Origin of the sequence: Lentzea sp. NPDC051838 (assembly GCF_040681245.1) — a bacterium.
In the GTDB taxonomy this organism is placed as follows: Bacteria; Actinomycetota; Actinomycetes; order Mycobacteriales; family Pseudonocardiaceae; genus Lentzea.
Genome location: NZ_JBFAYI010000025.1, coordinates 88,645 through 109,127, shown reverse-complemented (window position 1 = coordinate 109,127; position 20,483 = coordinate 88,645). Strand labels below are relative to the sequence as shown.

Sequence of the window (20,483 nt, the reverse complement as noted above, 5' to 3'; positions counted from 1 at the left end):
CGATACGAGACGCGCTGCGAACCGCGAGCCGATTTTCGGCGTGGTTGCTGGTGTGTACCCCGACTGGCAGTTCGACCACATCGACCCGAAGCTCGCCAACCCGCTGAACGAGGTGCTGGCGAGCCTGCGTTCCCGATGCCCTGTCATCGACTCCACCGCGCACGGCGGGTTCACGGCCGCGCTCACCTACGACACGATCAAGCAGATCCTCGGCGACCACTCCACGTACAGCTCGGTGGACGGCATCGCGATTCCGCGGCTGACGATGACCGGGAAGCCGCCCGTCGACTTCGACCCGCCGCTGCACACGATGTACCGCAAGATCCTGCAGCGGCACTTCACGCGTACCGCTGTGGCGCAGTACGACGACACGTTGCGGACGTTGACACGGCATCGGATCAAGGAGCTCGTCGCGCAGGGCTCCTTCGATCTGGTTCCTTCCTTGGCGCACTACCTGCCGCCGGCCGCGATCGCGTTGATCCTCGGCATGCCACCGGAGGACGGGACGCTCTTCCTCGGGTGGCTGGACAGGCTGTTCCTGGCCGCGCGCACGGGTGATCGTGCGGCCGGTGACGTGGCTTTGGGCGAGTTCAAGGGTTACATCGCCGATCAGCTGTCCCGGCAGCGCGCGGCCGGAGCGGACACCGTCGCGCTGGCGATCGCGGACGGGACCGTGGACGGGCGGCCGTTGACGTCCGAGGAGCAGATCGGGATGTTCGTGTTCCTGATCATCGCCGGGCACGAGACGACGGTGCACGGCCTCAGCGCGATGCTGTGGTTCCTGGCGTCCGTGGACGGGTTGCGTGCTCGGGTGCTGGCCGATGCGTCGCTGATCGGGCGGATGGTCGACGAGTGCCTGCGGATCGAGGCACCGGTGGTCGGGATCGCGCGGACCAGGGTGCCGGACGGGCGGCGGGTGCTGGCGGTGTTGAACGCGGCGAACCACGACCCCGCGGTGTTCTCGGAGCCGACCGAGTTCAGCTGTGAGCGTGACCGGAACCCGCACCTCGCGTTCGGGTACGGCGTGCATCGGTGCGTGGGCGAGCATCTCGCGTTGCTGGAGATGCGGATCGTCGCCGAAGAGGTGCTGACGTTGATGCCGGACTACGCGTTCGAGACCGGCTTCCGTCCACAGTGGAGCGGCGGGAAGATGACCCGCGGGATCGAGTCACTTCCCGTTCAGCTGCGCTGATCCCGCGCCGAGGCGTAGAGGCAGACAGCGGCGGCCGTCGCGAGGTTCAGGCTCTCGGCGGCCCCGTACAGCGGCACCTTCAGCGAGGTGTCGAGCTCCGCGACGACCTCGTCGGGCAGGCCGTGCGCCTCGCTGCCGAACACCCATGCGGTGGGCTGCTTCAGGTCGCCGTCGACACTCGCTTCGACGAGGTCGCGTTCGGCGTACCCGTCGGCGGCGACGAGCTTGAGACCTGCTAGGCGGCAGGCGGCGAAAACCTCGGCGGCGTCACGGGAACGCGCGATCGGCAGGTGGAAGAGCGAGCCGGTGGAGGCGCGCACGCATTTGCCGTTGTGCGGGTCGACCGTGTCGCCGGCGAAGATCACCGCGTCGGCTCCCGCCGCGTCCGCCACGCGCGTGACGGTGCCCGCGTTGCCGGGGTCCGAGACGCCGTAGAGCACGGCGACGAGCTTCGGGGTGCCCTGCAGCGCCTGGTCGAGCGGCTGCGGCACGGCGTCGACGACCGCGATGATGCCTTGGGGCGTCACGGTTTCCGACAGCGAGGCAGCGGCCTTGTCGTCGACCTCGCTGATCCGGATGCCTTCGCTCGCGGCGGTCTGGAGCAGCTCGGGGTTGCGTTCCGCGGCCATCGCCGTGACGAAGAGCTCGTGGATTCGGCCGCCTTTCCAGGCGAGCGCTTCCCGTACGGCCTGGGCTCCCTCGACGAGGAAACGCCCTGCTTTGTCACGGCCCTGGCGGCGCGTCAGGTGGCGAGCAGCAACGACCCGAGGCGTCCGTTCGGTGAACGGAGCTGCCTCGGGTCGGTTCGCTCGAGCGTGCTGGCTCAGGCCTGGTCCCCGGCCGGAGCGTTCACGTCAGCCGGGAGCGCCGCGCGGGCGATCTCGACGAGGGCCGTGAAGGCGGTGGCGTCGGTGACGGCGAGGTCCGCGAGGATCTTGCGGTCGACCTCGACGCCGCCCAGGCGCAGACCCTGGATGAGGCGGTTGTAGGTCATGCCGTTCGCGCGGGCAGCGGCGTTGATCCGCTGGATCCACAGCTTGCGGAAGTCGCCCTTGCGCGCACGCCGGTCGCGGTACGCGTAGTTGAGCGAGTGGAGCACCTGCTCCTTGGCCTTGCGGTACAGCCTCGAGCGCTGGCCGCGGTAACCGCTGGCGAGCTCGAGGGTGGTACGGCGCTTCTTCTGGGCGTTCACAGCCCGCTTGACGCGTGCCACGGGTCCATCCTGTCGATCTCATGGGGGGCTCGGGGTCGGGGCCCGAACCCCCGAATTAGCTAGGGGGTGTCGAAGCGGGTCAGAGACCGAGCAGCTTCTTGATGCGCGGGGCGTCGTTCTCCGACACGACCGCGGTGCCGCTCATGCGACGCGTCACCTTGCTGGACTTCTTCTCCAGGATGTGGCGCTTGCCGGCCTTCTCCCGGAGGATCTTGCCGCTGCCGGTGACCTTGAACCGCTTCGAGGTCCCGCTGTGCGTCTTGTTCTTCGGCATTTCCGTCCTCGTCTCGTGCTACCCACCGGGTCGGGGGCGGGGGTGCGTCCTACGCCTCTTCCGAAGCGGTGTCATCCGCCTCGGGCGCATCGTCGTCGTGCTTGACCACGCGCGGCTTGATGTTCTTGTGCGGCGCCAACACCATGATCATGTTGCGGCCGTCCTGCTTGGGGTTGGACTCGACGAAGCCGAGCTCCGCGACGTCCTCCGCCAGCTTCTGCAAAAGCCGGTAGCCGAGCTCGGGGCGCGACTGCTCGCGACCGCGGAACATGATGGTCACCTTGACCTTGTTCCCGTGCGAGAGGAAGCGGGCCACGTGGCCCTTCTTCGTCTGGTAGTCGTGCGGGTCGATCTTCGGCCGGAGCTTCTGCTCCTTGATCACAGTCAGCTGCTGGTTCCGACGAGACTCGCGAGCCTTCTGCGCCGTCTCGTACTTGAACTTGCCGTAGTCCATGAGCTTGCAGACCGGCGGTCGAGCCTGCGCGGCGACCTCGACGAGGTCCAGATCCGCTTCCTGCGCGAGTCGGAGCGCGTCCTCGATGCGAACGATCCCGACCTGCTCACCGTTCGGCCCGACCAGACGGACCTCAGGCACGCGGATGCGGTCGTTGATGCGCGGCTCGGTGCTCACAGGAGCACCTCGGTTCGAGGGACTTGTCATTCACGTCCTTTGAGACTCGTTTGCGCCAAAGACAAGAGCCCCGTCGTCGATGTCGACGACAGGGCCCGCTTCCGACCGATCACAAACCTGGCACGCTGGGCACCCGTGTGCCCTGACGTTCAGGAGGACCGGACCCGGCCACCTTGTTGAGGCGGTGAACGCGGGTGGGAGCGGGGCTCCACTTGCCGCTCTCGCACTAACGAGAGCTGGTCGCGTCCGAAATACTAGCAGACGCCGTTGTCAACCCCCGAATCGAGGCCGTGTGACGTCGGCTTGCTTGAATGTCAGGCGTGACAGAGCCGCTTGAAGACAGTGTCCGTGACCTGGGCGACGTCCCCAGCATCGAGGTGATCAGCCGGGCGGCCGTGATGCTGCTGTCCGCCTCCGCGGAACGCCTCGGCCTCGCCGACCCGGACCCGGACAACTCGCCGCGCCGCGACCTGGACGAGGCCCGCCGCCTGATCACGGCCCTGGCCGGCCTGATCACCGCGTCGGGCGAGTACCTCGGCCCGCACGCCGCGCCGCTGAAGGACGGCCTGCAGTCGGTGCAGCGCGCGTTCCGCGAGGCCTCCGTGGTGCCGGACGAGCCGGGCCAGGGTCCGGGCGAGAAGTACACCGGTCCCGTCTACTGATCGTCGCGGTCGAGGGCGGCGGGCACCCCGGCCCGCCGCACCAGCTCGGCCAGCAGCCGCACCTCCACCAGAGTGCCGGAGTACCCGGCTCGCGCGGCTCGCTGTGCCTCGGCGATCGAGAGCCCGAACGCGCTCCGGATCGCCTTCAGCACGACGGCACCTTCCGCCTGGAGCCGATACGTGCCGTGCCGCGCCAGGATCTCCTCGCGCACCGCCGCCTGAGCAGTTCCCCGGCCCCGGTCGCACGAGGCAGTCCCGCAGGTGCACTCCAGGTCCAAGGCCCAGCGCAGCCCGTCCTTCTCGACGAACTGCTCGGCCCAGCCCGTGCAGGCGGCGCCGCAGGTCCCGCACGTGCCCTCGAACCGTGCCGCCTGGCGCTCCACTACTGGTCCGCTCGCACCACGACCGGTTCCCACGGCTCGGCCCTGATCTGGAACACCGCGCTCGCCCGTTGCCCGGTAGCGGCCCGGAACGTGATCGCCGACCCGTTGTAGAGCGGACCGACCTCCAGGTGCTCGACGGGCGGCTCGTCGTGCTGGGAGAGCCCGAGCACCCTGCTGCCCGGCACCACGGACACCGTGAGCTGCTCGATGACCTCGGGCCCGCCGAAGTAGGTGAGCCAGAACTCGTCGGGCGCGCCGGGCGTGATGGCGAACGTCGGCATGCCCCGCCTCAGCCGCTCGGCGTTGAGGCTCTCGGTCAGGTCGCTGACCTGCTGCGCCGCCTGCTGCGCGGTGAGCTGGGCCTCGTCGGCGAGCATCCGGGACGCCTCGGCCGCCTCCTGAGCCTGCGCAGCCGCCTTCCTCGTCTCCTCCAACGCCTTCCGCGCGTCCTCCAGCGCGGTTTTGGCCTGCAACGCACTGGCAGCGGCCTGTTCCACGGCCTTGCGCGCGGCCTGGGCCTCGTCCTGGGCCTGGGAAGCGGCGTCCTGGGCGTTCCGAGCCTCCCGCGCCTGCCAAAGAGAGATGGCCACGGCGCACATGGCCACGACGGCGGCGATCACTGAGAGCGCGATCATGCCCGCACCCCCACCGACGCGAGCTGACGCCGGGCCAGTTCCTCGATCACGTCGACGTCGCCGGTCCGCCACCCCACCGCGGGGTCGCCGTCGAACTTCGAGAGCTCCCGCGGGGTGAGCGAGGTAAGCGCTCTCAAGGCGAGCAGATCGGGTTTCGTGCGGAGCCGGGCGGTGTTGGCGGCCTTGAACGCGTACCGCAGCCGCAGGGGAAGCCAGGTGATCAGCAGGAACGACAAGGGAACCGCGATGAGCGCGACCTGCAGCCAGAAAGCCGTGTCCTGCACCACGCCGATCTGCGTGTTGCCGACGCCGATCAACGTCTCGCCGGCCTTGGTGCCGTTGCCCAGCGCGCCGGACAGATCATCGCCTACCAATGGAACGTCACGGGCTTTGGCCGCCGCGTTGGTGAAGACGTCGCGGATGTCGCCGCCTGCGTTGACCAGGCCGTCGCCGGGTGCTCGCAGTTCGAGGACCCAGTCGTGGGCGGTGGTGGCCACCCAGATCCAGATGGCCACCCATGCCACGGCGAGAAGGTCGGCGATCAGCTGACGCGTGAGCCTGGCCGGTCTGTCCGCGTACCACTTCATGATGCGGATGCTGCCACGTGACCCATCAGCCGTCGATGATCACCTGCACCACCCGGTCGTCAGACCGTCCAGAACCCCGACGAGCGCGGTGGTGCGGGGTCCGGCACCCACGACGACCGGTCGGCGGTCCGCCACTCCCGAACCGGGGTGTCCTCGGCGAAGTAGATGTAAAACGCCCAGTACTCCGCGGCTTCATGACCCGCCATCCAGTTGTCGAGCAGCTGCTGACGGGTCGACCAGTACTCGTTGATCCTCGCGACCGCCTCGGCACGGGAGATTCCGAGCTCGGACACCATCACGGCGGCGGTGTCGGCCAGGAGTTCCATCATCTCGTCGTCACCGGTCGCGAGGAACACACGCACCTCCGTCATTGCAGCCCGTCGTCGAGCATGCGGGCGGCCCGATCACCGAAGAACGCTATCTGGTTGCCGTCCAGGCGAGGCGGAGCGCCGTTCCTGAAGGACTTCAGGTTGCGCAGCATGGGTCCCTCGATCATCTCCAGGTCGTGGTCGACGGGTTTCTTCGCACGGTTCATCCTCAGGAACGTGGTGAGCGTCGGATCTCCCTTGTCGAAGGTCAGGCTGCGCAGACTGTCGAGGTCGCTCTGGCGAACCCGGAAGTGCAGCACCTCGCCGCCCTTCTTGCCGGCTGCCCACTCCTGGGCCTGGGACAGACTCCTGGTCGTGTAGAAGGCGACGCCGAAGTCGAGATCGCGGAACTTGCCGAAGGTGGGATCCACGCCGTTGTTGCGGATGTTGGTGGCACCACCCTTGTCCGTGCCGTGGTAGAGATCGACGAGGTCGTCGTCACCACCAGTGCCACACGCGGTGGGGTCGTCGTTGTGGACGAGAACATCAGCGGCGGCAGCCTTTCCAGGACCACCAGCACCGACGTAGTAGGTGTGCAGACCGTCGACCGTGAGGTTGTAGACGAGCCTGCCGCCCGAGAACGTCCGTGTGCCGGTGACCGTCGCCGGCTTGTTGTCCGCGGTCAGGAACCGATAGCCGGGCTTGATGTCCTCGGCCCCGAGCCAGCGCCCGAGATCCGGCACCCAGAACGGGTGCTCGTCGGTCACCGAGATCTTGCCGGTGCCCGCACCCGACGTCACTTCCAGTTGGTGCACCGACGCATCCGTCAGGTACGAGCGGACGTCGGTGAGCTTGCGCCCCTCGGTCCTGCCGGTGAGCGGGTTGGTGGACAGGACGACGTCGCCCACCCGCAGGTCCCGGATGAACTTGCGCGAGCCGTCCGCCATCAGCACGGTCGTGTCGCCGGTGAAGCTGTTCTTGCTCCGGCGGATCGGGCACGCGGCACCGGCTTCGTTGCGGCCGTGCGCGCCCGAGTCCTTCGCCTTGTCGTTGCCGCGCTTGCGGTTCGGGCCGAACAGCGAGATCAGGTCGCCGAGGCCGGGCACCTGGCTGTTGGCGAAGTCCGAGACCATCTGCTCGCCCACGGCCTGGATCACCGAGACGCCGGGTTTGATGATCGTGGCCTTGATGGTGTCCCAGACCTTGTTGACGTCCTGGACGTTCTCGGCCACCGCCGCGACCATGCGGGCCGGGAGGTTCGCCGAGGAGGACACCAGGTCCTTCATGGCGATCCGAGGCTTCAGCACGGCCTGCATGATCGGCATCGGGTTGTTCTTGACGGCGTGGGAGATCGCGGCCTTCGCACGGGCCGTGACCGCCTTCATGCGCGCCAGGCGTTCGGCTGCCGCACGAGCCGCCGCGGCTGCCTTGCGTGCTGCCGCCTGAGCTGCCGAACGGGCGGCCGACTTGGCCATGTCCGCGGCGTTGCGGCGAGCCAGGCCCGCCACGTCGTCGCCGTACCTGCGCCCGGCACCCGCGACGTCATCGCCATATCGACGCGCGGCACCGCCCACGTCATCGCCATACCTGCGGGCAGCACCTGCAACGTCGTCGCCGTACCTGCGCGCGCCGCCGATCAGGTCGTCGCCGTACTTGGCGAGGTACTTGGCACCCTTGGCGAGCTTGCCGAACGGCACGAAGTTCGACGCGGCCCACAGGAAGTTGCCCCAGCTCGGCTCGCGGATGAAGTTCGCGATGTCGTTGTATCCGGAGACCTCCTTGACGACCTCGAAGCCGACCTTGGCGACGGTCTTCACGCCGTTCCAGATCGCGCCCCAGTTCGGCCAGTGACCGTCGGGGTCGATCATGTCCAACGGTCGACCTGCGCCGTAGGTGTAGCGGTTGAACAGAACCGAGGCACCCGAGGAAGCGGAAACCGTGTCACGGGAGGCGAAAGCACCCGTTCCAGGCTGGTACCAGCGGGCACCCATGTTGACCTGACCGGTCTCCGAGTCGGTCCAGTCGCCCTGGTAGCCAACGGAACGCTTGGAACCGGAGGAGGCCAGCTGCTTGCCGAACGGGTCGTACGCGGTCGAGTCCTGCATGCCGGACTGAGCCGGGTCGAAGCCGCCGACCAGGTCGCCGTGCTTGTCCGTGAGCGCGAGACGCTTCTCAGAACCCGAAGCAATCGACAACAGCTCACCGGAAGCTCCGCGCCCGTAAAGGGAATCGGAGTCGGACACCGGGTCGATGTCCGTACCGGCGTAGGCGAACTTCTTGGTGTTGCGGCTGACCACGCGGTCGAAGTCGTCGTAGCCGTAGGTGGTCTTGCCCACACCGATCATGCGGTCGAACGCGTCGAAGGAGAACTTCTCCTCGAACCCGGACGACGTGCGCGACAGCATCGCGCCGGCAGGCGAGTACCGGTACGTGTAGTCGCTGTCCGCCAACAACCTGTTGCGCTGGTCGTAGGTAGCGGTCTTGTCACCGGCACGCACACGGTTGCCGGAGGCATCCCACTCGTAAGCAGTGGTAACCCCGCCAACGGACCACGACTTCAAGCGGTTCGCGTAGTCGTAGCCGTAGGTGTTGTCGCCCGAGCCCGCCAGGCCGGTGGTCACCTTGCGGGTCAACCGGTCGTTGTTGTCGTACTCGTAGTTCAGCGACGAGACCACGGCCGAAGAAGCCGCGTCCTTCAGCACATCGGACTTCATCCGGCCGAGGCCGTCGTAGTCCAGGTCGCGGTTGCGGCTGCTGCCGTACTGGATCCGCGACAGCTGACCGGCCGCGTTGTAGCTGAACACCTGGCCGGTACCGGTGATGCTGTCGGCGACCGTGCGCAGACGGCCCTGGGCGTAGGTGAACCGCGCGGTGCCGGACACGTCGGTGCGCGTCTTCATCCGCCCGAGCTCGTCGTACTCGAAGGACGAGTCACCCGAAGGACCGGTGGCGGACAGCATGCCGCTGCGGTCGTTGTAGGTGAACACGTTCTTGCCGCCAGGAGCACCGGACTCCAGCAGCCTGCCGGTCTCGTCGTAGGCCAGGTTCCGCTCGGCCGACGCCACTCCGGTTCCTGCACCTGTCTCCCGCACGAGGCGGTTCAGGTTGTCGTACTGCCGTTCCCGCGTCACACCACCAGGAGCGACCATCTTCGCGACGCTGCCCGTCACGTCGTACGACGTCGTCCACGTCCGGTCGGCGGCGTTCGGATGCGCGTCGGTCGACGGCTCCACCACGCTTTCCGGCAACGACCACGAGTTGTACGTCGTCACGAACTTGTTGCCGCGACCGTCGGTGTAGCGAGTCCGGGCACCGGAAGCGTCATAACCGAACGAGGTCGTGATGTTCTCGGTGTCGGACACCGGTTCGACCTGCTGGGTCAACCGGCCCAAAGCGTCGTACGTGAACCGCGCGGTGTGGTTCAGCGCGTCGGTCGCGGTCTCGACGTTGCCCGCCGCGTCGTGCGTGTACTTGGTGCTGCGCAGGATCGCACCGGCACCGTCGAGGCTGAACTGGCCGTTCATCCGGCCAGCCGTGTCGTAGCGCACGAAGCTGGTGCGCCCCATGGCGTCCTGCTGCCACACCTGCCGCCCGGCACCGTCGTAGCCGAACTTCGTCGTCACGTTCGCCGGGTCGGTGGACGTGGTCCGCTGGCCCAGAGCGTCGTAACCGAACCGGCTGACGTCGTTGTTCGGCGCGGTGGCCTTCACCAGATCACCGGCGTCGCTGTACTCGAACGTCGTGGTGAACGCGGCCGCGACGGGCTTGCGCTCCAACACCGAAGACGTGACCTGACGGCCGAGGTCGTCGTAGGTCGACTCGACCCGCGCACCCGTCGGATCGGTGGCCGAGAGCTGCTCGCCCTTGTGCGTGTAGGTGTACTTCCACACGCCACCGACATCGGTCGGGTTGTCCGCCTTGGGATCCTGCCGTTCGACCATGCGGCCGAGCTGGTCGTAGCGGTACCGGGTCACAGCACCACGCGGGTTCGTCACCTCGATCACGTTGCCCGCGGCGTCGTACTTGGTCGACGTCGAGGCCTTGATCGGGGTGGTCGTACCCGGTGCCACGTAGTCCGGCAGCTCCACCCTCAGCGGGCGGCCGGTCTTGTCGTAGAACTTCTTGGCGACCTGGCCGTTCTCGTCCTTCGTCTCGACCTCGTCGCCGAAGGTGTTGAAGCCGACCACGTTCTCCGGCCTGGTGTTGACCGGTGCGCCGCCGTTGGTCTCGACGGCCACGGCGGGCTGCTTCACCCGGACCTGGCGCTCCTGCTCGTCGTAGGAGTACTCGGTCGTGAAGCCGCGCGGGTCGGTCTCCGCCACCATCAGGCCGCGCCGGTCGTACTGGCGTGACGTGGTGAGCGCCGTGGAGCCGACCTTGACGGCCTCGGTGAGCTGGTTGCCCGTGTCGTCGTAGGTGTAGTCGACGACCTCGCTCGTGGCCGCGTTCATCGTGCCGGTGTTGGAACCCTGACCGGAGTTGACGATCTGCTTGACGAGACCGTTCTGGTCGTAGGTGTAGAGGGTCGTGCGCGCCAGCTTGCCCGCGCCCGGATCGGCGACCACCTCCTCGATCTGGTTGTTGCGGTTGTACTTGTACGAAGTGATCCGATCGCCCGCGCCCTTGCGGGACAGCACGTTGCCCGCCGCGTCGAAGCTGTTCTCCTCCAGCAGCTTCGTCGACTTCGAGCCGTCGGCGGCCCGCACCTCGGCACGGGTCCTGAACAACAGACCGTTCTGGTAGTAGTCGTACATCGTCCTGCGGCCCATGGCATCGGTCTGCCAGATCAACCGGCCGCCGAGGTCGTAGGTGTACGACTCCAGCACGAGCAGCTGCCCGTCGTCCGGCGTCTCACCGGCTCCGGCGCCCCCGCTGATCGCCTTGCCGTGGAAGCCGCGCAGGCGGACCTCGGCGAGCTTGTTGCGGGCGGTGTAGGCGTACTCGACCTTGGTGCCCAACGGGTCCACAACGGACGTTCGGTTGCCGAAGACGTCGTAGGAGTACGAGGTCGTGGCGCCTTCGCCGTCGGTCACCGAGCTCTGCCGGCCGCGGTCGTCGTAGCCGTACGCGATCGTGCGCGTCTCGTCGCCACCGGTCAGGTCGGCGATGTCGACCCGTTCGGGCAGGCCGTCGGCGTTGAACGTCGTCCTGGTGTGCCTGGTGTGCTTGACGCCCGTCACCGCGTTCGTGACGGCCGCGTCGGTCACCTCGAGCGGCTTGTTCCGCGCGTCGTAGAGGTACTTCGTCTCCAGACCGGCCGGGAACGCGTCAGAGACCTGCTTCTCGCTGATCTTGCGGCCGAGCAGGTCGTACCGGTACTCGGTGACGATGCCCGCGGCACCTTCCGCACGCGGCGGTTCGGTCACGGAGAACAGGTCGCCGTTCGCGTAGTACCGGTAGGTGGTGACCTTGCCGCGACCATCCTTTGTGGACTTCAGCAGACCAGCCGGAACTCCACCGCCCTCACCAGGGTCGTTCAACGCGGTGTAGGTGTGCACGACGGTCGAGCCGTCGGGCAGCGTCTGCTTGGTGAGGTCGCCGCGCTCGTTGTACTCCGACGACGTCAGGTACGTGTTGTCGGCGTCGTTCGCCGATCGCGCGTCACGGGCGGTGAGCTGCTTGTCGATGCGCGGGTCGGTGTCGTTCACGTGGCCGGGAGCCGGCTTGTAGTACGTGAAGTACTCCGTGTCGCACTGCGTCGACGTGCGGCACGTCTTGCGCGACAACACGTTGCCGCGGTCGTCGTGCTTGAGCTCGACCTGGTGGCCGTTCTCGTCGGTGATGACGTGCTGGAAGCCGCTCTCGTCGTAGTCGTACGAGCGGACACCGACACCCTGGACGGGGCCACCGATCCAGTTCGGGCTGTTGCCGGTCTTGCCACCGCAGTAGGTCGGGCTGCCGTCCGGGTTCGGTGTCGGGTTGCCCGTGCACGGCGGTGCGGCGGTCGGAGTCGTCGGCACGACTGAGGGATCTGGTCTGTCCTCAGGACGAACGCCGACGCCGAGCGGCGCGACGAACCGGATGATCCTGCCCTTGACCGGGTCGTAGTCGAAGAAGTGCGACCGGTTGCCGGGATCGGTGACCTCGATCGAGCGGACCAGGTTCTTCACAGAACGGCCCGCGGAGTCCTTCTCCTCGGTGCCGGACACCTGGGGCACGCCGAGCTTCCACGTGCCGCCGTTGTCGTCCACGTACTGCGAGATGCGGTCGTTGACGGTGTCGTAGCTCAGCTCCGCGGCGACCCGGCCGGACGGCATGGTCACCTTGGTCAGCTGGTCGGAGTGGCCGCGCTCGGCGTAGTGCGCCCTGACCGCCGACTCGCCGAGCGGGTGCTGGTAGAGCGCGACCTCGTCGATCTGGCCGCTGAAGAACTTCTTGCCCTCACCCGGCCACCAGCCGTACGGCGCCCAGTCGGACGGAGCGACGGCGTGCGCGGCACCGATCTGGCCGAAGTTCAGCCTGCTGTCGTCGATCTCGGCGCCGGTGATCTCACCGACTTTGTTGCCGTCCAAGAACATCGTCGTGACCGCGAGCGAACCGGTGAGCACGACGTGGTGCCACTGGTCGTTGTTCACCGCGGTGGCGCTGGTGATCGGCGAGACCTTGCCGTGCCAGAACTGGCCGCGCAGCTTGCCGTCCTTGTCCACGTACAGAACGGGAACGGCGCCTTCGGGGTTCTGGTCGAACGGCTTGTGCTGGAAGCCCATCAACGGGCCACCGCTCGTGGTCTTGAACCACAGCTCGATCGACAGGTCGCGGCTCTTCTTGATCGCGCCGTCGGGCAGCTTGACCATCGAGCTCGTGCCGTTGAACCCGGCGGCGGTGTCGGTGCTGCCGTCGTGCGGTCCCGGCAGGCCGAGCTGGGTGTTGAGGTAGACGCCGTTGTCCTTGCCCAGGTTCGTCTGCACCTGACTGACGGCCTGCTCACCGCCGGCCTCGCCCAGGCGCCAGTAGGAGTCCGGCTTCGAGTCGAGCACGGCGGACCGGTAGTGCGAGCCGTTCGAGTACTCGTACTGCGTGCACGCGTTGGTGGGATCGCAGACCTTCTTCAGCTGGTCGCCGAAGTACTCGTAGGTCCACTTGATCGGCGTGCCACCGGAAGTCGGCGCGTCCGTGCGGACTTCCTTGACGTGCGCGCCGGACCAGGTGAAGTACAGCGTCCTGTTGCTGGTGCGGTTGATCGCGCGCTTGAGCTGCCCGTTGACGCCGTAGTCGAGCTCGACGAGCCGTCCGGCGTTGTCGTAGATCGTGATGATCTTGCCGTCGGACGGGCGGAACGTGTAGACGCTGTTGGACTTGTCGACCAGCACGTAGTTCTGCGATGCCGACGCGGTGTCCTGGTAGAACGTCGCGAACCGGCCGGGCGGCGGGTCGAAGCTGCCGTCCTCGGCGTTGCGGCCGAACCGCACCGACTGGCCGTCCGGGTAGGTCACGACGACGTTGCCCGTGCCGTCGTTGTCCGGTACGACCCGCATGTCGTAGCGCGTCGTCCAGCCCGCACCGAACGCGAGGTCCTTGCGCGGGTCGAGGCTGTTGTACGTGCGGGCGACCGTCAGCTCCGGCCCGGCCACGCCGATCGCCGAGTCGACGGCACCGGTGGTGTAGTTGCCGATCTGCGGGTCGAAGTCGAGATCACCCGCGCTGTACGGCGCGCCGCCGAGGTGCGAGGTGATGTCCGGCTGCGGCACCGCCGTCATCAGCGCGCTGAACTCGAGCTTCTCGCTGCGCGCACCGGACGGGTCGATCGCGAACGCGCGCCAGTAATAGGTTTCACTCCACTGCAACCATCCCTTGGGGACGGTCCAGGTGCGCGACTTCGACCGCGGCGAGAGGCGGCAGCCGACGTTGACCTCGCCCGTCTGCTCGTTCTTGCGGCAGACCTCGAACTCGTAGTCGATCGTCGTGTTCGGCGGCGCGTCCACGTCCACCGCGTCGGCCCACAGCTGCGGTGTGAGCACCGGAGCGGAGTGGCCGGCCGGCGGGTACTGCGCCTTCACGATCGGCGGCAGCTCGAACACCGTCAACGACAGGCGAGCGGGCGGGATCTGCTCGTCGGTGAAGAAGGTGTTGTTGTGCACCATGCTGAAGTCGAGCAGGTAATCGCCTGGCTCCATCTGGAACACCCTGGCGTCCAAGGTGATCGTCTCGTTGGGGCCGACGTTGCGGGGCAGTTCCCCCGCCACCCGCGCGTCCTTCGGCTGGCCGTTCGAGGAGAACGCGCGGTAGGAGAGCTTGTACGCGCCCGGAGTCCAGGTCTGGCCGCTCTTGTTCGTCACGGCGATGCGGACGGTCGGCTTGGGCGCGTTGGGGTCCGGCGGGTTGTCGCTGGTGCGGTGGACCGGCGGTTCCGGCACACCGCGCTCGATGCGGTAGCTCGCGTCGTACGGCGTGCTCGTCACGAACAGCTTCGGCGGGTTCGCCGTGGCCCTGCCCGCGAACTTCTTCCAGCCGGACGAGGCCTTGACCGCGAAACCGTTGTTCGCGGAACCCTTCACCCAGCTCTGCACCAGCGCGCGGCCGCTCTCGCCGAGGTCGATCGCCTCCGGGCGGGGCGGGCAGGCCGAGTGCGACTGGCCGAGACCGACGTAGCCGTACGCGAACGACGCGCCGCCGAGGGCACCACCGGTCGCCAGCACCGACTTCGTGTTCTCGTCCCAGCCCTGGTTCACGCCGTGCACGCTGATCGGCTGCGGACGGCACGACGGCGCGTCGAAGTTCGTCAGGTAGAGCGAGGCGTTGAACACCCGGTGGTTGGCGATCGCGCCGAGGTCGTACTTCAGGTAGGTGGTGTAACCGTTGCCGGACAACAGCTCGCTGCCCCGGATCGAGGACGAGCCGTTGGTGGAGACGGCGGCGCTCGCGTTCGGGCCGGACACGGTCGGGTCGACGGCGATCGGGAACTTTCGCGCCCCGTCCCGGATCCAGGCCGCGTCGGCAGTCACCTTCAGCGCCTGGCCACCGTTGTGCTGCACCAGCTCGTAGGTGATCGCGGACGACACCGAGCCGTCGGCGTCGATCATGTGCCCGGCCGGAATGCGGGCCTTGACGTCGGACCCGGCGGTGAGCACGACGTCCCCGTTGTCGACCTTCGCCTGCAAGCCCTTGAGCTGCAACGGGAAGACCCAGCTGGCTGCAGCGTCCTTGTTCGCCAGGAGCAGTGTTTCCTTGACACCACCCGAGGTCACGTCGAGCTGCAGGTCGGTGTGCGCGGCGACGCCGGGGTAGGTGATCCGGCTGCCCTCGACGCGGCCCTGCGACGCGGTCGTGCCCGCGAAACCGAACGCCATCTCGTGGTCACCGGACAGGCTCATGCGCACGAACGGCGTTTCCGAGGCGGTGCCGTTGAAACGGGTGTCGACCGAGTCGGCGGCGTTCCGGAAACCGTTGCCGTCCTTGACGATCGTCGGGTCGATCGGCGCCCACGAGCCGTCGGGGCGCTGGTAGTTGATCGGCGCCTGCGAGTACTCAGTGGTCTCGGTGCCGTCGGTGTTGGTGTACGTGCGCGAGTTCGAACCGCGCTTACCGGCGTCTTCCTTGCTGGTCTCGGCGTTGTAGCCCTTGAACCCGACCGGCGCGTCGACCTGCTGCGCCTTGTTCGGCGGCGGCGTGGGCGCGGCGGGGAAGTTCGGCTGGGTGTACTTGGCCAGCTCGGACTTCGGCATCGCGCGGTTCGCCGGCGTGCTGCCCTCGGACTCGTGCGGCTGCCCCTCGGCCGATCCCCAGGTCTGGTCCGGTGCCAGGTCGCTCGGGTTGATCGCGAGTCCGGGCCCCCATCCGGGAATCAGCTGGATCGCGGACTGCCCGACGGTTCCGGCGAGCAGGACGGAAATCATTCCGACGATGACGGCGACTCTGCCTTTTCGTGATTTCGGAAACGGCAAGCGCGCACGCCAAATACGGCCCCTGGCCATGGTGAGAACCCCCAGAAATCGCCGTCAGTCCCAGCGCTGACAGCTGAGCATCGTCAGGTCTTCGAGGCACTGTCAAGGCTGGTCGCGATGCCCGGACAGGTCCGGACGAACCCGGACACTTTCCCGTCCGACCAGCTCTGGCAATTCTCGCGAATGCTGCGTTACGGTCCGCTCGACACACCGGACTGGGGGCTTCGAATGTCTTCTACACGCGTGCACAGAATCGGCCTCAGCGCAGTTCTGGGCCTTTCCGTGATCGTCACACCAAGCGCCAACGCCGCGTCGTCGCTCGTCTGCAACACGGCTGCCAACGTGATCGGCGTGACGCCGTCGGGCTCGCTGTTCACCTACCCGCACGAGGAACCGGAGAACGGCAACTTCGTCTGGGGCGCGAAGCAGAGCGTCCCGAGCAGCGGGTGGCAGACCGGACGCACGCTCGCCGGTCCGAGCGGCGTGATCTACAGCCTGCACGGCGCCACCGGTGAGCTCCGCCGGTTCCGGCTGAACGGCTCGCAGTGGGTGACGCAGCCCGGCGGCGGGGAGTACCGCGTGGTGGGCAGCGGCTGGGGCCGGTACTCCCAGGCCGAGCACCGCAACAAGGTCACGATCGACGAGAAGGGCCGGCTGTTCGAGATCAACCCGGACGGCCTGCTCAAGATGTTCGTCTGGGAGGGCGGCGACGACGGCTGGTGGAGCGCCGAGAGCGGCGGCGGCAAGATCCTCGACACCGGCTGGAACCAGTACAACCTGATCGTCGCGGCCGGTGACGGCGTCCTCTACGCCCGCAAGCCCGACGGCACCCTGTTCCGCTTCCGCTACGACGCGGCAGCCGACCAGTTCATCCAGTACGGCAAGCACGTCGGCAACGGCTGGCAGATGTTCAACCGGGTGTTCTCCCCCGGCGGCGACACCCTCTACGGCACCTGGCCCGGCCAGAACGGTCAGGGGCAACTGCTCTGGTACCGCTACCTCGAAGACACGAACACGTGGGCGCCCGGCGATCCGAACACGGGCCTCGGCAAGGTCGTCGGCACCGGCTGGTACGGCGAGCTCGACGTCGTCGCCGACACCAACTCGTGCCGTCTCACCGGCTACCCGGCCACGCCACGTCCGGTGGTGCGGGCCAACTTCACCGCGCCGGTGACGCTGGTCGAGGGCTCGGACAAGCTCGCGAACTACTTCTTCGTCAACGACCGCGGCACGCTCTACCACGGTCACCAGCGCCGGTCCGACGACCTGCTGCTCGTGGACCACACTCCGTTGACGGGCTACGAGAAGTTCACCGGCACACCCGCAGCGGGTCTGCAGGTGAGCAACAAGCTCGAAGTCCAGGCGCACAGCTACGACGACGCCGACGCGCGCGGCAAGACGCAAACTTCAGTCAACGGCACGTGGGGCGCCGGTCTCGCCGCGCACCGCGGTCACCTGGCCGGAGATTCCGTGCTGGTGAAGGGAAGCGACGGCCTGCTGTCGTCGTTCGGTGTCGCCGGAGGAAAGCTCTGGTACCGCAAGCAGATCGCGGCGGACGGCGTCTTCCCGGCGTGGCGTTCGCTCGGTGGCGCCGACCTGACCTCCGATTTCACCGTGGTCCGCAACGGAGACTCGTTCGAGGTGGTCGCACGGCACACCGACGGCTCGGTCCGGGCTGCCCGTCTCACCAACGGCGTGCTCGGCGAGTGGAAGAACCTCGGCGGCACCGACGCGGCGGGCAAGCCCGCGGTCGTCCTGCACCCCGGCGACGGCACGCTGCAAGTGCTGGTGCGCAAGGCGGACAACAAGGTCTACACGCAGAAGCAGAACTCGGCGGGCTGGCCGGGCGCGTGGACGATCATCGACGGCCTCACCGCCGCCGGTGCTCCCGCCGCCGTCATGACGCAGCGCGGCACGATCGAGGCCGTGGTGCGCGGCACCGACAACCTCGTCTACACCACCGGCCAGAACCAGCAGTACGGCAGCTTCCGCACGTGGACCGTCCGCGACACCCACGAGGCCGCGACCGACGTGTCGACGACGGCGTGGAGCGACGGCTCGTGGCTGATCACGTGGCGCGACCCGCTGGGCGAGCTCTACACGTACCTCGGCACTTACGGCTCTGTCTCAGCACGTTCAGCCGACACGCCGGTCTACCGCGGCGGCAGGACCCAGTCTTGAAAACGACACACCTAATGGGGATATCGGTGAGAAGAAGACACATCGCGGCCGTGGCTGTCACCGCCGCCGTCGCAAGCATGATCACACCGCTGCTCGCCACGCCGGCTTCGGCCGATCCGGCGCTGTGGTGCCAGTCCGCCGCGACGATCTTCGTGCGGCAGCCCAACACGAACCTGGAACTGCGGGCGAACGAGGAACCCGAGATCGGCAACCCGGTCTGGGCCACCAACCGCGGCATCGGCTTCGCGTGGAACGGCCAGATGCGCACCGGCCCCGGTGGTCGCACGTACGCGTTCACGCCGGAAGGCAAGATCTACCAGTACGTCTGGACCTCGTCCGGGTGGCGCAACGGCGGTGTGGGCGACCAGATCGCCACCGGCTGGAACGGCTGGGGCGACCCGGCTTCCAAGAACCGGATGACGATCGACGCCAGGGGTGACTTCTACGGCTTCCCGTCGGACAACGCCCTGCACTGGTGGCGGTTCGACGAGACCAGTCGCAAGTGGACAGAGCGGATCATCGACACCGGCTGGGGCACGAAGTACGACATGATCTTCGCCAACGGCCCCGGCGGGATCTTCGCCCGCACGACCGACGGCAAGCTGTACCACTACGAGTACGACGCGGAAAGCCAGCGCTTCACCGAGTACGCGCGCCTGGTCGGCGGGTCCGGCTGGGGCCAGTTCTCCGACGTCGCCTCCGTCGGCGGCGGCATCTTCTACGCGCTGAAGGCGGACACCGGCCAGCTGCGGTGGTACCGCTACCTCGGCGAGGGCAACTGGGCCACGGACTCAGGCAAGTTCATCGCCAGCGGCTGGTCGTCCGACTGGCAGATCGAGGGCTCGACGGACGCGTGCACGATCCTGAACTACACGCCCACGCCCGCGACACCGCAGCTCTCGCCCAACGCGACCGCTCCCGTCGCGGCGTACCAGGGTGACGACAACCTGCTGAACTACTTCTTCGTCAACTCGTCCGGCAGGCTGACCCAGGGCCGTCAGCGGCACACCGGCGACCTGCTCCTGGTCGACCACCAGGACCTCACCGGCTACGAGAAGTTCACCGGAGAGGTGGGCGTCGGCGTCTACGGCGACGGCAAGCTGGAAGTCCAGGCCAACGGCTACGAGGACGCTTCCGTGCGCAGCCGCAGCCAGACCACGAAGAACACGTCGTCCTGGTCTGCCGCTTTCGACGACCTGGGCGGCCGCGTCGTGAGCGCCCCGGTGATCGTCAAGGATCGCGACAACCTGCTGACGTCGTTCGCCGTCGACGCGTCCGGTGGTCTCTGGTACCGCAAGCAGCTCGTGCTGTGGGGTGCTCCGGCACAGGGCAAGTTCGGGGCGTGGCGTTCGCTTGGCGGCTCTGGGCTGAGTGCGGACTTCACCGCTGTGCGCAACGGTGACGCGATCGAGGTCGTCGGCCGGTACACCGACGGTTCGGTGCGCGCGAGCAAGTTCAACGGCACCACGCTGGAGGCTTCGCGGAGCACCGGCGGGACAGACGTCGTGGGCAAGCCCGCCGCCGTCGTCCACGCGGACGGCAAGGTGCAGGTGGTGGTTCGCCGCGCGGACAACAAGATCTACACGCAACGCGAGCCGTTCGCCGGCTGGCAGCCCGTGGGCGATCTCGTCGCCACCGGAGCACCCGCGGCCGTGTTCACCGCCTCGGGCAGCCTGGAGCTGAGCGTCCGCGGTGCCAACGGCCTGGTGCACACGACCGGCCAGCCGAACCCCGCGCTGCCGTTCCGCGCGTGGCAGGTGCAGGACTTCACCGAGGCCGGCACCGACACCACGATGATCAACCTGCGCGGCGGTGACATCCTGCTGGCGTGGCGCGACCCGATGGGTGAGATCTACGCCTACCGCGGTTCGTTCGGTGCGATGTCGGCTCGCTCGGCTTCCACCGACATCGTCTACACCGGAGGCAAGACGTCGTAGCTACCGGGTCAGCAGACGGGCCCAGTGCTCGCCCGTCTGCTGACCGATCCAGTCGCCGTACAGCAACGCGAACCGGCGACCCGGTTCCGCCCAGAACTCGTTGACCAGGGCCACAGCGTCTACTTCGCTGTGGCCCTGACGTTTCAGCGCCTCGGTGGTGTCGGCCATGACCTTCGCCTGCTCGTCGTTGGACGCGTACAGGAAGTCGGTGGGTTCGGTGCTCAGCAGCATCAACGGCAGTTCGTCGTCCTCGAACCCGACCAGGTCCGGCACCTCCGCCGAGAAAGTCACGCTGGTGCTCACCGGAATGACGTCGTCGTACGGCTCGGAGATGGCGAACAGCGCGGTGAGTGGACGGTCGGCGGCCTGCAAACACGCTCGCGCATAAGCCATCGAGATGGCGAGCAGGTCGGCCAGCTCGTCCTGGCGCGGAATCTCCAGGCTGGTGGTCCTCGCGGCCATCTCGGCCAGGGAGACCGGCAGCGTCACGTCGCCCGGCCTGATCGCGTGCAATGCCGCCCGCATCCGGACGTTGGCCTTCTCCGAGATCAACCGTGCCCTCCTGAACAGGCGAAGGGGCACGCCCCCGGACGGAGGCG

14 protein-coding genes are annotated in these 20,483 nt (G+C 67.8%); 4 read left to right on the top strand and 10 right to left on the bottom strand.

Going from position 1 to position 20,483, the window contains the following annotated elements; all coding sequences use genetic code 11:
• Positions 1-52: 52 nt before the first annotated feature.
• Positions 53-1,192 carry a cytochrome P450 gene (locus AB0M24_RS36395; RefSeq protein ID WP_363778015.1) on the top strand — a complete coding sequence of 380 codons (1,140 nt, stop codon included), beginning with the start codon at positions 53-55 and terminating at the stop codon, positions 1,190-1,192.
• Here the strand turns inward: AB0M24_RS36395 and AB0M24_RS36390 are convergent.
• From AB0M24_RS36390 to infC, 4 genes are all read right to left on the bottom strand, one after another.
• Complete coding sequence (locus AB0M24_RS36390) at positions 1,180-1,938, bottom strand: RNA methyltransferase (RefSeq protein WP_363778038.1); 759 nt, start codon at positions 1,936-1,938, stop codon at positions 1,180-1,182. The genes AB0M24_RS36395 and AB0M24_RS36390 overlap by 13 nt on opposite strands.
• A 77-nt stretch (positions 1,939-2,015) precedes the next feature.
• A complete protein-coding gene (gene rplT / locus AB0M24_RS36385) occupies positions 2,016-2,405 on the bottom strand; it encodes a 50S ribosomal protein L20 (RefSeq protein ID WP_045314707.1) in 390 nt (129 codons plus the stop codon).
• Positions 2,406-2,484: 79 nt separating this feature from the next.
• A complete protein-coding gene (gene rpmI, locus AB0M24_RS36380; protein ID WP_086663968.1) occupies positions 2,485-2,679 on the bottom strand; it encodes a 50S ribosomal protein L35 in 195 nt (64 codons plus the stop codon).
• 49 nt (positions 2,680-2,728) lie between these two features.
• Entirely contained in the window at positions 2,729-3,340 is a 612-nt protein-coding gene (gene infC / locus AB0M24_RS36375) for a translation initiation factor IF-3 (RefSeq protein WP_285639322.1), read from the bottom strand.
• 281 nt (positions 3,341-3,621) lie between these two features.
• On the opposite strand from infC, the gene AB0M24_RS36370 reads away from it, so the two are divergent.
• Complete coding sequence (locus tag AB0M24_RS36370) at positions 3,622-3,972, top strand: DUF1844 domain-containing protein (RefSeq protein WP_363778014.1); 351 nt, start codon at positions 3,622-3,624, stop codon at positions 3,970-3,972.
• On the opposite strand, the gene AB0M24_RS36365 is transcribed toward AB0M24_RS36370, so the two are convergent.
• From AB0M24_RS36365 to AB0M24_RS36345, 5 genes are read right to left on the bottom strand one after another with little or no spacing between them, the layout of a single operon-like run.
• Entirely contained in the window at positions 3,966-4,355 is a 390-nt protein-coding gene (locus AB0M24_RS36365) for a hypothetical protein (protein ID WP_363778013.1), read from the bottom strand. The two genes, AB0M24_RS36370 and AB0M24_RS36365, sit on opposite strands and share 7 nt — an antisense overlap.
• Positions 4,355-4,990 (bottom strand): hypothetical protein, encoded by a 636-nt coding sequence (locus AB0M24_RS36360; RefSeq protein WP_363778012.1) that lies wholly within the window; start codon positions 4,988-4,990, stop codon positions 4,355-4,357. Before AB0M24_RS36360 ends, AB0M24_RS36365 begins: the two co-directional genes overlap by 1 nt.
• Positions 4,987-5,577 carry a hypothetical protein gene (locus tag AB0M24_RS36355; RefSeq protein ID WP_363778011.1) on the bottom strand — a complete coding sequence of 197 codons (591 nt, stop codon included), beginning with the start codon at positions 5,575-5,577 and terminating at the stop codon, positions 4,987-4,989. The genes AB0M24_RS36360 and AB0M24_RS36355 overlap by 4 nt, the downstream gene beginning before the upstream one ends.
• A 59-nt stretch (positions 5,578-5,636) precedes the next feature.
• Positions 5,637-5,948, bottom strand: a complete 312-nt coding sequence (locus AB0M24_RS36350) for a hypothetical protein (protein WP_363778010.1) — start codon at positions 5,946-5,948, stop codon at positions 5,637-5,639.
• Entirely contained in the window at positions 5,945-15,718 is a 9,774-nt protein-coding gene (locus tag AB0M24_RS36345; RefSeq protein WP_363778009.1) for an RHS repeat-associated core domain-containing protein, read from the bottom strand. Before AB0M24_RS36345 ends, AB0M24_RS36350 begins: the two co-directional genes overlap by 4 nt.
• Positions 15,719-16,048: 330 nt before the next feature.
• Between AB0M24_RS36345 and AB0M24_RS36340 the strand changes: the two genes are divergently transcribed.
• Both AB0M24_RS36340 and AB0M24_RS36335 read left to right on the top strand, forming a co-directional pair.
• Positions 16,049-17,947, top strand: a complete 1,899-nt coding sequence (locus tag AB0M24_RS36340) for a tachylectin-related carbohydrate-binding protein (RefSeq protein WP_363778008.1) — start codon at positions 16,049-16,051, stop codon at positions 17,945-17,947.
• 26 nt (positions 17,948-17,973) lie between these two features.
• On the top strand, positions 17,974-19,884 hold the full coding sequence (locus AB0M24_RS36335) for a tachylectin-related carbohydrate-binding protein (RefSeq protein WP_363778007.1): 1,911 nt from the start codon (positions 17,974-17,976) through the stop codon (positions 19,882-19,884).
• Here the strand turns inward: AB0M24_RS36335 and AB0M24_RS36330 are convergent, their stop codons facing one another.
• Positions 19,885-20,436 carry a hypothetical protein gene (locus AB0M24_RS36330; RefSeq protein ID WP_363778006.1) on the bottom strand — a complete coding sequence of 184 codons (552 nt, stop codon included), beginning with the start codon at positions 20,434-20,436 and terminating at the stop codon, positions 19,885-19,887.
• Positions 20,437-20,483 lie beyond the last annotated feature (47 nt).